The organism is Paraburkholderia solisilvae (assembly GCF_902859875.1).
GTDB classification, from domain to species: domain Bacteria; phylum Pseudomonadota; class Gammaproteobacteria; order Burkholderiales; family Burkholderiaceae; genus Paraburkholderia; species Paraburkholderia solisilvae.
Genome location: NZ_CADIKF010000055.1, coordinates 1 through 14743, shown reverse-complemented (window position 1 = coordinate 14743; position 14743 = coordinate 1). Strand labels below are relative to the sequence as shown.

At 63.5% G+C, this 14743-nt stretch carries 13 protein-coding genes and 2 riboswitches; of the genes, 4 read left to right on the top strand and 9 right to left on the bottom strand.

Annotated features, from left to right (window positions below; genetic code table 11):
• Positions 1-12: 12 nt before the first annotated feature.
• From rfbG to HV675_RS26195, 3 genes are all read right to left on the bottom strand, one after another.
• Positions 13-1140, bottom strand: coding sequence for a CDP-glucose 4,6-dehydratase (gene rfbG, locus HV675_RS26205; RefSeq protein WP_175114366.1), 1128 nt, complete (start codon positions 1138-1140; stop codon positions 13-15).
• Positions 1134-1910, bottom strand: a complete 777-nt coding sequence (gene rfbF / locus HV675_RS26200) for a glucose-1-phosphate cytidylyltransferase (RefSeq protein ID WP_175114365.1) — start codon at positions 1908-1910, stop codon at positions 1134-1136. Before rfbF ends, rfbG begins: the two co-directional genes overlap by 7 nt.
• 73 nt (positions 1911-1983) lie before the next feature.
• Positions 1984-2754: a cephalosporin hydroxylase family protein gene (locus HV675_RS26195; protein ID WP_175114364.1), complete on the bottom strand. Its 771-nt coding sequence runs from the start codon at positions 2752-2754 to the stop codon at positions 1984-1986.
• Between the two features lie 252 nt (positions 2755-3006).
• On the opposite strand from HV675_RS26195, the gene HV675_RS26190 reads away from it, so the two are divergent.
• Positions 3007-3204: a type II toxin-antitoxin system VapB family antitoxin gene (locus tag HV675_RS26190; protein WP_175114363.1), complete on the top strand. Its 198-nt coding sequence runs from the start codon at positions 3007-3009 to the stop codon at positions 3202-3204.
• Positions 3201-3572 carry a type II toxin-antitoxin system VapC family toxin gene (locus HV675_RS26185; RefSeq protein ID WP_175114362.1) on the top strand — a complete coding sequence of 124 codons (372 nt, stop codon included), beginning with the start codon at positions 3201-3203 and terminating at the stop codon, positions 3570-3572. Before HV675_RS26190 ends, HV675_RS26185 begins: the two co-directional genes overlap by 4 nt.
• A 30-nt stretch (positions 3573-3602) precedes the next feature.
• On the opposite strand, the gene gcvP is transcribed toward HV675_RS26185, so the two are convergent.
• From gcvP to HV675_RS26160, 5 genes are all read right to left on the bottom strand, one after another.
• The gene (gene gcvP, locus HV675_RS26180) at positions 3603-6533 is read right to left on the bottom strand and encodes an aminomethyl-transferring glycine dehydrogenase (RefSeq protein ID WP_175114361.1); all 2931 of its coding nucleotides are present in this window, start codon (positions 6531-6533) and stop codon (positions 3603-3605) included.
• Between the two features lie 81 nt (positions 6534-6614).
• On the bottom strand, positions 6615-6995 hold the full coding sequence (gcvH, locus tag HV675_RS26175) for a glycine cleavage system protein GcvH (RefSeq protein ID WP_175114360.1): 381 nt from the start codon (positions 6993-6995) through the stop codon (positions 6615-6617).
• Positions 6996-7108: 113 nt separating this feature from the next.
• On the bottom strand, positions 7109-8227 hold the full coding sequence (gene gcvT, locus HV675_RS26170) for a glycine cleavage system aminomethyltransferase GcvT (RefSeq protein ID WP_175114394.1): 1119 nt from the start codon (positions 8225-8227) through the stop codon (positions 7109-7111).
• A 97-nt stretch (positions 8228-8324) separates the two neighbouring features.
• Positions 8325-8445, bottom strand: a riboswitch (glycine riboswitch).
• 28 nt (positions 8446-8473) lie between these two features.
• Positions 8474-8604: riboswitch (glycine riboswitch) on the bottom strand.
• Positions 8605-8752: 148 nt separating this feature from the next.
• Entirely contained in the window at positions 8753-9109 is a 357-nt protein-coding gene (locus HV675_RS26165) for a hypothetical protein (RefSeq protein ID WP_175114359.1), read from the bottom strand.
• 193 nt (positions 9110-9302) lie between these two features.
• Positions 9303-10352, bottom strand: a complete 1050-nt coding sequence (locus HV675_RS26160; RefSeq protein ID WP_175114358.1) for an oxidoreductase — start codon at positions 10350-10352, stop codon at positions 9303-9305.
• A 194-nt stretch (positions 10353-10546) separates the two neighbouring features.
• On the opposite strand from HV675_RS26160, the gene HV675_RS26155 reads away from it, so the two are divergent.
• Both HV675_RS26155 and HV675_RS26150 read left to right on the top strand, forming a co-directional pair.
• Positions 10547-11896 (top strand): MFS transporter, encoded by a 1350-nt coding sequence (locus HV675_RS26155; RefSeq protein ID WP_175114357.1) that lies wholly within the window; start codon positions 10547-10549, stop codon positions 11894-11896.
• 261 nt (positions 11897-12157) lie between these two features.
• Positions 12158-14251, top strand: a complete 2094-nt coding sequence (locus HV675_RS26150) for a UvrD-helicase domain-containing protein (protein WP_175114356.1) — start codon at positions 12158-12160, stop codon at positions 14249-14251.
• A 173-nt stretch (positions 14252-14424) separates the two neighbouring features.
• On the opposite strand, the gene HV675_RS26145 is transcribed toward HV675_RS26150, so the two are convergent.
• The coding region (locus HV675_RS26145) for a c-type cytochrome (protein ID WP_175114355.1) at positions 14425-14743 on the bottom strand (319 nt) is incomplete at its 5' end.

Genomic DNA, 14743 nt, shown 5'->3' with positions numbered 1-14743 from the left:
GACTTTAGGCTTTCAGGCGAACGACGATGAGTTCGCCATACGCGTTGCGCTCGCACCGATAATCGCCTCATAGCGCGCGATCTGCTCCAGCGTGAGCTCGCGCGCATGTGCGCCGTCGCGGCGCGCGCGATGCCATTGCGCGATCCATTGCAACGCGTCGTCGAGCTTCAGGCCGGTGCGCCAGCCGAGATCGCGTTGCGCGTGACTTGCGTCGAGCAGCAACAAACCGGCTTCGTGCGGCGCGTCGACGTCTTCGTCGACGATAAAGCCCGCGTTACCGCCGTACGCGCGCGCAAGCGCGGTCGCGATCTGATCGACCGAACGCATGTCGTCCGGGTCCGGTCCGAAATTCCACGCGTTCGAGTAGCGCGGCGCGTCGTCAATCAGTCGTTCCGCGAGCCGCAGATAACCGGCCAACGGTTCGAGCACGTGCTGCCACGGCCGCACCGAGCGCGGCCGGCGCACGCGCGCCGGTACGCCTTGCTCGAACGCGCGCAGCAGGTCCGGTATCAACCGGTCGACGGCCCAATCGCCGCCGCCGATCACGTTGCCGGCTCGCGCGGTCGCTATGCCGACGCTGCGGCCGCCGGCCGTTGCCGGCTGCGCAAAAAACGACTGCCGATAAGCGGACGTCACCAGCTCCGAACACGCTTTGCTATTGCTATATGGGTCGCGTCCGCCGAGGCGATCGCTCTCCACGTATCCACGTTCGGTCTCGAGATTTTCGTAGCACTTGTCGGTCGTCACATTGACGACCGCGCGCACGCTTTCCACAGCGCGCACCGCATCGAGCATGTGCACGGTGCCCATCACATTGGTCGCGTAAGTGCCGGCGGGATCGGTATACGAAGGCCGCACAAGCGATTGGGCGGCCAGATGAAACACCACCTCGGCGTGTGCGGTACGCATCGCATCGAGCAGCGCAGCCTGATCGCGCACATCGCCGACGATGTGGTGCATGCCGCGCGCGACATCGGCTTCGACAAACAATGACGGTTGCGTCGGCGCGTCCAGCGCGAACCCCGTCACCTCGGCGCCCAGACTTTGCAGCCACAGACACAGCCAACTACCCTTGAAGCCCGTATGGCCGGTCACGAACACCCGGCGACCGGCCCAGAACACCGACGCTTGCGTCACCATGTCTTCCACGGTGCGTTGCCGCTCGCCCAGATCGCGTCGAGTTGCAGTTTGTCGCGCAGCGTGTCCATCGGCTGCCAGAAGCCCTGGTGACGATACGTCTGCAATTCGCCTTCCGACGCGAGCCGCTCCATCGGCGCGCTTTCCCACGGCATCAGATCGTCGTCGATATAGTTCAGCACGCGCGGCGACGCGACAAAAAAGCCGCCGTTGATCCACGCGTTGCTGTCCTGCGGTTTTTCCGTGAAGCCGATCACCGCGCGCTCGTCTTCCGCGAACTGCAGCACGCCGTAGCGGCCGGGCGGCTGAACGCCGGTCACGGTCGCGAGACGGCCGTGGCTCTTATGGAAGTCGATCAGCGCGCCCACGTTCACGTTGCCGACGCCATCGCCATAGGTGAAGCAGAACGCCTGTTCGTCCTTCAGCAGATGCGACGCGCGCCGCAAGCGGCCGCCGGTCATCGTTTTCTCGCCGGTGTCGAGCAGCGTGACGCGCCACGGTTCCGCGTACCGCTGATGCACTTCCATCGAGTTCGACGACAGATCGAACGTCACGTCGGACGAGTGCAGAAAGTAGTTTGCGAAGTATTCCTTGATGACGTAGCCCTTGTACCCGCAGCAGATGATGAAGTCGTTCATCCCGTAGGACGAGTAGATCTTCATGATGTGCCACAGGATCGGGCGATCGCCGACTGTCACCATCGGCTTCGGCCGTGTTTGAGTTTCTTCCGACAGGCGTGAGCCGAGTCCGCCGGCGAGAATGACGACTTTCATCTTGGTTGTTTCGTCCTGGGTCGGTGCGCCGCTGCGATGCCGCGCGCGATGGCGCGCGGCATCGCGGCCGGCGTCAACGTACGCGTTTCAGGTAGCCTTCCGGCGCAACGGAAATCAGCAGCTTGTGGTCGACGCTGAAGTCGATCTCGAACTCGGGATGCTTGTTGACGAACTCGCGCACCGCCGTTTTCGGGTTGTTGCCGATGTCCCATGGACGGTCCGGAAAGCTGCCCGCCGGCATGTCCTCGATCACCGTGTCGAACGCGACGCAGTAGCTGCCGGGCGTGACCAGCGGCGCATAGGCTTCGAGCTCCGCCATCACGTGGTCGTGCGTATGGTTCGAATCGAGGCACACGAGCACGTTCCTGTAGCCTTGCGCAGCCTCGTGCACTTGCGCGATCACGTCCGGCGCGATCGACGAGCCTTCAATCATGTCGATGCGGTTCGCGAGCGGATGCGCTTCGATCGCCGCGCGGTTGTGCGCGCGGATGTCGATATCGACGGCCAGCACGCGGCGCTTCGGCTTCGACGGATCGAGCATCTGCCTGCTTTCGATCGCATCGGTGTAGTCGAGCAGCGCGAGCATCGACGCGCTCAGCATCAGCGAGCCGCCGTGCGCAATGCCCATCTCGATGACCAGATCGGGCCGCACGTTCCAGATCAGTTCCTGCATCGCCACGATGTCCTGCGGATACTGGATGATCGGGCGGCCGAGCCACGCGAAGTTATAGGAGTAGCGGTGCTCGGCGCTCGTGAGCAGGAAGGCCAGGCCGGCCTCGAGCAACGCAGGGTCGCGGCCGTTGGCGGCGACACGCTGCTGAACCTCGAGCTGAAAGTCGCTCATGATCGGTATCCGTGGGAGGGCGAAAATCGTTGCGGAAAGACTGACTGTGAAGTCTACGGGGACGGCTGTCCGCGCATTTTGGGGAACAACGGGCGAAATTTGGGTTAATTCGCCGGCCCTGCATCCATCGGTTTGCGATTCGGCGGTTTCGTTTTTCCAATGCCAATGTCCGCGCGGGTTGCAAGACGCAGCACGCACCGATTATCGCATCAAATGATGCGATAATCGGTGCATACCCTGACGGAGGTTCCCATGCGCACGACCATCACGCTTGATGACGACTTGCTCGCCAAGGCTCAAGCCTATACGGGCCTGGACGAGAAGACGGCGCTCATCCGCGAAGCGTTGAAGGCTTTGATCCAGCGTGAAGCCGCGAAACGACTCGCGAATCTCGGCGGCAGCCAACCGGGTATCAAAGGGGCGCCGCGTCGCCGGCAGGACGTCGAATGATTCTCGTCGACACGTCGGTCTGGATCGACCACATCAACGCTTCCGATCCCATGCTGGTTAGCCTGCTTGGCGAGGAGCGTGTGCTGGCTCATCCCTATGTGATAGGTGAGATTTCGCTCGGCAGTTTGCGTAATCGTGACGTCGTGCTTGGCGCGTTGCTCGATCTGCCGCGCGCGCCCGTAGCAACGCCGGAGGAGACGTTTTATCTGATCGAGCGCGAGAATTTATTCAATCGCGGAATCGGATATGTCGACACGTCGCTGCTGGCGTCGGCGCGCCTGCAACCCGGCATCACCCTCTGGACGCGCGACAAGCGATTGAAGAAAGTCGCCGAGGAACTCAACCTCGGCGCAAGGCTCGCGCACTAGATAACGAACAAGCGCGCGCTGCCTGACACATCACTCGTAGTCCGCGATCGGCACGCACGAGCAGAACAGATTGCGGTCGCCATACACGTTATCGGCACGGCCGACCGGCGGCCAGTACTTCTTCGCGACCAGCGACGGCAGCGGATACGCCGCCGTTTCCCGCGAATACGCGTGCTTCCAGTCGTCCGCCACCACAGCCGCCGCGGTATGCGGCGCATGCTTCAGCGGATTGTCCTCGCGATCGGCGCGGCCTTCTTCCACTGCGCGGATCTCGTCGCGAATCGCGATCATCGCGTCGATAAAGCGGTCGAGTTCTTCCTTCGACTCCGACTCGGTCGGCTCGACCATCAGCGTGCCCGGCACCGGGAAGCTCATCGTCGGCGCGTGGAAGCCGTAGTCCATCAGGCGCTTCGCGACGTCGTCGACCGAAATGCCGCTTGCGTCCTTGATCGGCCGCACATCGAGAATGCACTCGTGCGCGACCAGTCCGCCCGGACCCGCGTATAGCACCGGGTAGTGCGGCGCGAGCTTCTTCGCCACATAGTTCGCGTTCAGAATCGCGGTTTCGCTCGCAGCGGTGAGGTTCTTCGCGCCCATCATCGCGATATACATCCACGAAATCGGCAGGATCGACGCGGAGCCGTACGGCGCGGCGCACACTGCGCCGATGCCATGCGGGTCGCGCTCATAGCCAGTCGACGTCTGGTTCGGCAGGAACTGCGCGAGGTGCGCGCCGACCGCGACCGGGCCGACGCCCGGGCCGCCGCCTCCGTGCGGAATGCAGAACGTCTTGTGCAGGTTCAGATGCGAGACATCGCCGCCGAACTGACCCGGCGCGGACAGACCGACCATCGCATTCATGTTCGCGCCGTCCACATACACCTGGCCGCCGTGCGCATGCACGATCTCGCAGATGTCGCGTACGTTCTGCTCGAACACGCCGTGCGTCGACGGGTACGTGATCATGATCGCCGCGAGCTTTTCCGCGTGCTGCGCGGCCTTTTTCTTCAGGTCTTCGATATCGACGTTGCCTTGCGTATCGCACGCGACCACCACGACCTGCATGCCCGCCATCTGCGCGGACGCCGGGTTCGTGCCATGCGCGGACGCCGGAATCAGACACACGTTGCGATGACCTTCACCGCGCGACGCGTGGTACGCGTGAATAATCAGCAAGCCCGCGTATTCGCCCTGCGAACCCGCGTTCGGCTGCAGCGAAACCGCCGCATAACCGGTCGCGGCGACCAGCATCTGCTCGAGCTGATCGATCATTTCGCGGTAGCCGACCGTCTGCTCGGCCGGCGCGAACGGGTGAATCTGGCCGAATTCGGGCCACGTGACCGGCAGCATCTCCGACGTCGCATTGAGCTTCATCGTGCACGAGCCGAGCGGGATCATCGAGCGGTCGAGTGCGAGGTCCTTGTCGGACAGGCTGCGCAAATAGCGCAGCATTTCCGTTTCCGAATGATGGCGGTTGAATACGTGGTGCGTGAGGTACGTGCTCGTGCGTTCGAGCGACGCCGGGAACGTGTTTGCGGCGCCCAGTTGCGCGTCGAGCGTATCGACGGCCGGCACATCGTTGACGAAGGCCGCTTGCGCGAATGCGGCGAGCAGATCGGCGAGGTCCGCGCGGCTCGTCGTTTCGTCGAGCGAGACGCCGACGCGCGTGTCGCTCACATGCCGCAAGTTGATGCGCTTCGCCGTTGCCGCATCGTGCAGCGCCTGCGTGCGCGCGCCGGTTTCGAACGTCAGCGTATCGAAGAACGTATCGTTGACGAGCGTATAGCCGAGCTGTTTCGCGCCGGCCGCGAGCAGCGCGGCCATCCGGTTCACGCGCAGCGCGATCGCTTTCAGGCCTCGCGGGCCGTGATAGACCGCATACATGCTGGCCATAATCGCCAGCAGCGCCTGCGCGGTACACACATTCGACGTCGCCTTTTCACGGCGGATATGTTGCTCGCGCGTTTGCAGCGCGAGACGCAGCGCCGGATTGCCTTGCGCATCGACGGTCACGCCGACCAGACGCCCCGGCATCTGCCGCTTGAATTCGTCGCGCACCGCGAGATACGCGGCATGCGGGCCGCCGAAGCCGACCGGCACGCCGAAGCGCTGCGAGTTGCCGACTGCCACGTCCGCGCCCCATTCGGCGGGCGGCGTCAGCACGGTCAAGGCGAGCAGATCGGCGGTGGCGATCACATGGCCGCCGGCCGCGTGCACCGCGTCGGCGAGCGCGCGGTAATCGCGCACGTCGCCGTTCGCGCCCGGATACTGCAGCAGCACACCGAATGCATTCGCCTTTGCGGCGTCCGCCGCGGGACCGACCTTCACCTCGATGCCGACCGGCTTCGCACGCGTTTTCACCACTTCGATGGTTTGCGGCAGCACGTCATCGGCCACATAGAACACATTCGACTGCGATTTGCCGACGCGCTGCAATAGCGTCATCGCTTCGGCCGCGGCGGTCGCTTCGTCGAGCAGCGACGCGTTCGACATATCGAGGCCGGTCAGGTCGACAATCATCTGCTGGTAGTTCAGCAGCGCTTCGAGACGGCCTTGCGAGATTTCCGGCTGATACGGCGTGTACGCGGTGTACCACGCCGGGTTTTCGAGCACATTGCGCAGGATGACGGCCGGCGTGTGCGCGTTGTAGTAGCCCTGCCCGATATACGAGCGGAACACCTGGTTCTTGTCCGCGAGCTCGCGCAATGCGGCGAGCGCCTCCGCTTCGCTTTTCGGTTCCGCGAACGGGCCGAGCGGCAAGTCGTCGGCCCGGCGGATCGCCTTCGGAATCACCGCATCGATTAACGCGGCGCGCGATGCGAAGCCAAGCGCTTCGAGCATCGCCTGCTGATCGGCGGCATCGGGGCCGATATGCCGTTCGGCGAAGGCATCATGCACTTCGAGCGCGGCGAGCGAGAGAGGGGTGCGGTTCATCAGACGGTCCGGGTGTTCGAGCTTCATTGATGGTTCCTGCTGGCGCGGCATGCCGGGTTGCGTACCTCGTGCGTTATTTTTTCCGGCAGCCGCGCCGGTTGTTAAAAGTTACTCGCCGATCGATTTGCCGTAAGCGGCGGCGTCGATCAGCCGGTCTTGCCCCGCGCCGGCGGTCGGCTTGATCTTGAAGAGCCAGTTTTCATACGGCGCGCTGTTCACCGAATCCGGCGCATCGACCACGCTCTGGTTCATTTCGATGATCTCGCCCGAAACCGGCGCGTAGATATCGGAAGCGGCCTTGACCGATTCGATGACGGCGACCGTGTCGCCGGCCGAAACCGTCTTGCCGAGTTGCTGCACTTCGAAGAAGACGATGTCGCCGAGCGCTTCCTGCGCGTGGTCGGTGATGCCGATTGTCAGCGTGCCGTCCGCTTCAGTGCGGACCCATTCGTGCGATTCGGTGTATTTCAGATCGGCCGGGATGCTCATCGGATGCTCCTATGCGGTTGAACGCGCGGTTGAATGCGCAATATGCTGCGAATGGTAAGAAAGGGTGGACGCACGCGACGCGCTCCATAACTCTTCGATCACCGGACCAGGGCTCAACCGACAAGCACTTTGCCGTTGCGTACGAACGGCAGTTTTACCACGCTTGCGGGAAATGCTTTGTCACGGATGTGCACATGCACGACATCACCGGGTTGCACGCCTGTTGGGACGCGCGCGAAGGCAATCGATTCCTGCATCGTCGGGGAGAATGTGCCGCTTGTGATCTCGCCCGCGCCGTGCGGCGTATCGACTTTCTGATGCGCACGCAGCACGCCCGCGGCCTTGCCGTTTTCCTTCTGCAGAATCAGGCCGACGAACGCCTGCTGCGCGCCCTTCGCTTCGAGCGCGGCGCGGCCGACGAAGTCGCGCGGCGCGGCGAGGTCGACGGTCCACGCGAGGCCGGCGTCGAGCGGCGACACCGCGTCGTCCATATCCTGGCCGTACAGGTTCATGCCGGCTTCGAGGCGCAGCGTATCGCGCGCGCCAAGACCGGCCGGGCGTACGCCCTGTGCCTGCAACGCTTTCCACAGCGCGTCGGCATGCGCGGCCAGCGCGATGATCTCGAAGCCGTCTTCGCCGGTATAGCCGGTGCGCGCAACGGTCAGATCGCCGAACGGCGTGCCGGCAACGTACGCGGCGTTGAACGGCTTCAGCGCTTCGGTCGCGGCGCGCGCGGCCGGCACGGTCTGCCAGACTTTTTCGCGGGCCTGCGGGCCTTGCACCGCGACAATCGCGAGATCGCGGCGCGGCGTAACGGTCACGCCGAAGCCGCCTTCCTCGTTGAGCTTCTTGAACCACGCGATGTCTTTATCCGCGGTCGCCGCGTTCACGACAATACGGAACGCCTCTTCGTCGAAGTAATAGACGATCAGATCGTCGATCACGCCGCCCTGCGGATTCAGCAGACACGAGTAAAGCGCCTTGCCCGGCGTCTTCAGCTTGCCGACGTTGTTCGCGAGCGCGTGTTCGAGGAAAGCGCGAATGCGCTGGCCGTGGAAATCGACGGCGCACATATGCGACACGTCGAACATGCCCGCGTCGGTGCGCACCGCGCGGTGCTCTTCGATCTGCGAGCCGTAGTTGACAGGCATATCCCAGCCGCCGAAGTCGACCATGCGCGCATTGAGCGCACGATGCGTGGCGTTGAGCGGAGTGCGTTTGAGTTCGGTCATCGGGGCCTCGGCCTGCTCAGGGTGTTCGACGGATTCGGAAGCCATGCGATGCGGACTCGCAGCCCAATGAACCAAAGCGGCTGACGAGTGATGCTCACATGACCCCTCTGTCCTCGATACCTGAGAGATTGCGCCGGTGTTGCCACGGTCAGCGCGCGCCCCTTCGGTGGGCAGCCTGCGTGCGCTGCACGCTACTGCCGCTCTCCAGAGTTCGAAAAACCGGTGCCCGATGGCTGGGTGGGTTTCTCGACGCGGTCGGTCCTTTTGCCTGAGAGTTTGCGGGTGTGCCCCTTCGGCGGCGCGGCGTTGTGTTGCTCAATGCCCTTGATGCTTAGGTGCATTGCAACGAAGCCAGCGCGCTCTCCCGACGCGTGCGGCGAATGTACGCGACGGTCTGAGGCTTGTCAATTGCAGGTTGCGACGCCCGGGCAGGCAAGCGCCAGGCGGGTGTCGCGGTGCGGCGCGGGTCAAAAATCGCGGGGCCTGGCGAGGCTCCGCGATGCTTCAGTGTGCGGCGCAGCGAAATCAGCGATTGATCGCGATCGACTCCGTATCCAGCTCGTCGTTCAGCGTGCGCTGTTCGTCGCCGGACAAGCCGCCGCCGCGCTGTGCGGCCATCTGATTCGCCTGCTGACGGATCGCATCGAGACGGTGATGCAGCGCGTCGCCTTCGCGCGGCGGATAGTAGCCGCGGTTCACGCGCTCGTCGATATGACGGCTCATGTCGTCGAGCCGGCCTTCGACCTGTGCGTAGCGATGTACCGCAATTTCATGCGGGTTCGGAGCCGCGGGGGGCGCGACGGCCTGCGGCGATTCGACCACACAGGCCGCCAGCGACGAAACCAGCACACAGCAGCCGAGCGCACGAACGATACGTTGCATGAAAGGCTCTCCTTATCGAGGGTTGTTCGTTCTATTCGATAACGGATAGCAACGGTCGATCCGACACGCGCGATGACACATCACCGCACGTTTATGTAACGGGTTGTGCGCGGCGGGTTCGAAGAGGTGGAGCGCGCGTGGCGCGCACCTGCCCTTTTCGAAGGCGCGTTGGCGGCGAAGCGAAACCGGATTGTCAGCTAGCGCGTTTGAACGGTAGCCGCACGCCTTCCCGTTCGCTGCGGTCGGCGAGTTCGATCACCGTCATCACATCGACTGCATCTTGCGCGCTCACCGGGAACGGCGCGCCGTCCTTGATCGATGCCGCCAATGCGCGATAGAAATCGACATAAGCGCCATCGCGTGTCGGCCATTCACGCTCGGCCTCCTGTTCACCTTCGAGCACCCGCAGCGTTCCCGTTTCGTTACTGCCGCCGAAACCGGCATTGCCGGGACGCAAGCCCGCTTTCAACTGGTCTTCCTGTGTGTCGAGACCGTATTTCACATAGCTGCCGCGCGTGCCGTGAATCGTGAAGCGCGGTGCGGCAATCGCGGTCAATGCGCTCGCGTGCAGCACGACTTCATGCGCCGCATAGCCCAGCTGCAGATGCACATAGTCCGGCGCGCTCGCGTGGTCGCGATGCGCTTTCACCGTTGCGTAGACAGTCTCTGGCGTGCCGAACAACGCCAGCGACTGGTCGATCAGATGCGGCCCGAGATCGAACAGCAGACCGCCGCCGCGCGTCGCATCCTCGCGCCAGCGTTGACGGATACCCGGCCGAAAGCGGTCGAAGTGCGATTCGAACTGCGTGACGCGGCCGAGCTCGCCGCTTTCGAGCAATGCGCGCACGGTCATGAAATCGCCGTCCCAGCGGCGGTTGTGAAATGGCGCGAACACAAGCTTGCGGCGCTGCGCGAGGTCGGCGAGCGTGCGCGCATCGGTAGCACGCAATGTGACCGGCTTGTCGACCACTACATGCTTGCCCGCTTCGAGCGTGCGCTTTGCGAGTTCGAAGTGCGTGTCGTTCGGCGTTGCAATCACCACGCATTCGACGTCGGCACGCGCGAGCAGCGCATCGAGGTCGGCCACGATTGCGGCTTGCGGATAGTCCGCGCGCGCCTTATCGGGCTGGCCCGTTGTGATCGCGGCCACGGCCGCGCGGCCGCAATGCGCGATGACCGGCGCATGAAACGTCGCGCCGGCAAAGCCGTAGCCCATTAGTCCAATGTTCAGCGGTGCGCTCATGCCTGCTCTTTGCTCCTGCAAAACGGCGCGCGGCGATGGCTGCACGCAACGCCTCGATTGTGGCATGGGTGCAAGCGCAAATCGTGAGATCGGCATCCGGAAAAAATTCGCACGCCCGAGCAGCGATCGTTGCTCGCCGCTATCATCGGAACAAACGCAGATCCCCGAACAAATCGACGAGGGAGGAGACACGGATGGACAACAAGGCCATCGCGAATGGCGCAGCTGCCGCCACGACGCGCATGCATTTCCGCTGGACCGTGCTGGTCTGGCTGCTGATTGGCGGCGTGATCAACTATCTGGACCGCGCGAATCTGGCGATTGCCGCGCCCGGCATGATTCACGAACTCGGGCTCACGCGCACGCAGATCGGCCTGCTCGGCACCGTGTTCTCGTGGACCTATGCGGTGATGCAACTGCCCGCAGGCTGGATCATCGACCGCTTCGGCGCAAAGAAGGCCTACGCGATCGGCATGATCTGGTGGAGCGTCGCGACGTGGCTGACCGGCGTGGTCGGCTCGATCGGCGCGCTGCTCGCGATGCGCATGCTGCTCGCGATGGGCGAGGCGCCGTGCTGGCCGACTGGCGCGAAGATCACCGCCGCGTGGTTTCCCGGCAAGGAGCGCGGCTTCGCCACCGGTATCTGGGATTCGTCATCGAAATGGGGACCGGCGATCGCGCCCGCGTTGCTCGTGTCGCTGATGATCGCGTTCGGCTGGCGCTCGCTGTTCCACGTGACGGGTGCGATCGGCATCGTGTTCGCGGTGCTGTTTCTGCTGCTGTATCGCAACCCGAATGAGAGCAAGCGGCTCTCGCGCGAAGAGTTCGCGTATATCGAAGCGGGCGGCGGCGGCCACGAGCGTTCGCTTGCGACATCTACGATCAAATGGCGCGAACTCTTTACGCATCGCAGCGTGTGGGGAATGGTCTTCGGTTATTTCTGCGCGATCTGGCTGTGGAATCTGTTCCTCGTGTTTCTGCCGCTCTATCTGATCGATCGCTTCCATATTTCGCTCACGCAGCTCGGCGTGTACGCGAGTATTCCGTGGATCGGCGGCGCGGTCGGCGAGATTGCCGCCGGGTGGATGGTCCGCGCGATGGTCGATCGCGGCATCGCGACATCGATGGTCGCGAAGCGGATGGTGATTGCTTTCTGCTCGGTTGCCGCCGCGCTGTGCGCGATTGCGCTGCCGTTCGTGCAGTCGATCGGCGCGACCATCACCCTGATGACGCTCGGTCTCGCATTCATCTCGGCGACGATCGGCAATGCATGGGCGCTCGCGGCGGATATCGCGCCGCCGTCGCTGGTCGCGTCGGTGAGTTCGGTGCAGAACTTCGGCGGTTATTTCGGCGGCGCGTTTTCGCCGGTGGTGGCCGGGTTTATCGTCGATCGCACCGGGTCGTATTCGCTCGCGTTCATTATCGGCGGTGTGATTGCGGGATGCGCCGCGCTGTTTTACTGGTTTATGGCGCGGCGGCGTGTCGATGAAGATGGGGCTGCGCGCGACGCGAGTGGAGTGAAACGGGCGGACGTGCTGCGTTAGATGGCGTGGGGGCGATCGTGATTCGACACGCCTTTCCTCGCGCGCGACGGCCCTTATCGCCCGATGCATCCGTCACCGTTCTGTCACGGTCATCCGTGTTAACATCGCGGGTCCCTTGCGGGCGGCAACGCAGGTAAAGACACCCGCACCGACGATGCGCTGCGCGTTTCGCGCGCCATCCCAACCCGCCGCTCGCTTTAGCACGTATCGCGGGCCGGGCTCAGCGCCGCCGCCCGCCCTTCATTGCCGAACCCACTGACGATGTCCGCAGGCCTTAACTCCGCGCAAAGCGAAGCGGTGCGCTATCTCGACGGTCCCTGTCTCGTGCTTGCCGGCGCGGGCAGCGGCAAGACGCGCGTCATTACGCAGAAAATTGCGCATCTGATCGAAGCGAAAGGCTTCGAGCCGCGCCATATCGCAGCCGTCACGTTCACCAACAAGGCCGCCGCGGAAATGCGCGAGCGCGTCGGCAAACTGCTCGAAGGCAAGACGCTCACCACGCCCGGCAAGGAAGGACGCAAGGTGCCGGTCAATCAGCTGACCGTGTGCACGTTCCACTCGCTGGGCGTGCAGATTCTGCGTCAGGAAGCGGAGCACGTCGGGCTCAAGCCGCAGTTCTCGATCATGGATGCGGACGACTGCTTCGGCATGATCCAGGAGCAGGTCGGGTCGACCGACAAAGGCTTTATCCGCAAGATGCAGTCGATCATCTCGCTGTGGAAGAACGGCCTCGTGATGCCCGACGAAGCAATGGCGATCGCATCGAACGAAGATGAACACCAGGCGGCGATTGTCTATCGCAACTACGTCGCGACGCTGCACGCGTATCAGGCGGTGGATTTCGACGACCTGATCCGCCTGCCGGCCGAACTGTTCGCGCAGAACGAAGCGGTGCGCGACCGCTGGCAGAACCGGCTGCGCTATCTGCTGATCGACGAGTACCAGGACACCAACGCGTGCCAGTACGCGTTGCTGAAACTGCTTGCCGGACCGCGCGCCGCATTTACCGCGGTCGGCGATGATGACCAGGCAATCTACGGCTGGCGCGGCGCGACGCTCGAAAATCTCGCGCAGCTCGGCAAGGATTTCCCGAAGCTGCATCTGATCAAGCTCGAACAGAACTACCGGTCGACGGTGCGCATTCTGACCGCCGCGAACAATGTGATCGCGAATAACCCGAAGCTGTTCGAGAAGAAGCTGTGGTCCGAGCACGGGATGGGCGATTCGATCACCGTCACGCCGTGCAACGACGAGGAGCACGAGGCCGAGTCGGTTGTGTTCCGGCTGTCCGCGCACAAGTTCGAGCGGCGCACGCAGTTTCGCGATTACGCGATTCTGTATCGCGGCAATTTTCAGGCGCGCATTTTCGAGCAGGTGCTGCGGCGCGAGCGAATTCCATATGTGCTGTCGGGCGGGCAATCGTTCTTTGATCGCGCGGAGATCAAGGATCTTTGCGCTTACTTGCGGCTGATCGCGAACGCCGATGACGATCCCGCATTTATTCGCGCGATCACCACGCCGCGGCGCGGCGTCGGCAATACCACGCTCGAGGCGCTTGGCGCGTTCGCGGGGCAAGCGAAGGTATCGCTGTTCGAAGCGGTGTATATGGGCGGCATCGAAGCGCGGCTGTCCGAGCGGCAGGTCGAGCCGTTGCGCATGTTCTGCGATTTTATCCAGCGACTGACCGAGCGCGCGGATAAAGATCCGGCGAGCACCGTGCTGGACGACATGATGGACGCGATCCATTACGAGGCGTACCTGTACGACGCATTCGACGAACGGCAGGCGCAGACGAAATGGCAGAACGTGCTGGAGTTTCTCGAGTGGTTGAAGCGCAAGGGCACGAAGCCGGAGCCTGAGATTACCGACGACGGCGAGGCGACCGGCTTCGACAACGCGGACGGTCTCGCGGACACCGGCAAGAACCTGCTCGGGCTGATCCAGACGGTTGCGCTGATGTCGATGCTCGAGGGCAAGGATGAAGACCCGGACGCGGTGCGGCTGTCGACGGTGCATGCGTCGAAGGGGCTCGAGTATCCGCATGTGTTTCTGGTGGGCGTCGAAGAAGGAATCATGCCGCACCGCGGCGGCGCCGACGACGATGGCCCGGTCGACGATGCGCGCATCGAGGAGGAGCGGCGGCTGATGTATGTCGCGATTACGCGCGCGCAACGCAGTTTGCATTTGAACTGGTGCAAGAAGCGCAAGCGGGCGCGGGAAACGATTGTGTGCGAGGCGTCGCGGTTTATTCCGGAGATGGGGCTGGATGAAGCGCCACCACCGACTGAGGATGAAGCGCCGATGTCGCCGAAGGACAGGCTGGCGAGTTTGAAGGCGTTGTTGCAGAAGGGGTGAAGAGGGTTGTTGGGCTTGTCCTGCGTTGCGCTTTTCGCTTCGTGCTTTACCTTTACCCTTGCGCTTCACTTCAACGAAAAATCCCTGTGAGGCTTTTAGTGGCCTTCACAGGGATTTTTGTTTTGCGCTTTCGCGTTTGGCGCGTTCGTTTTGCGGCTCTCGCGCTTTGTGGCTTATTTGACGGCGCTGACCATGTAGTCGACGGCCGCTTTGACATCGGCGTCGGACGCGTTCGAACCGCCCTTCGGCGGCATCGCGCCTTTGCCGTGCAACGCGTAGTTGTAGACGGTGTCGATTGGGTCTTTGAGGCGCGGCGCCCAGGCTTCCTTGTCGCCGAACTTCGGCGCGTTCAGCACGCCGGCGGCATGGCAGGCCTGGCAAACCTGCTGATACAGCGCCTTGCCGGCCTGCGACGCATCCGCGCTTTGCGCGCCGCCGCCGGCTGCGGGGGCGGCTTGCGGCACGCTTGCGAGTGCGGCGACCGCGGCGGCG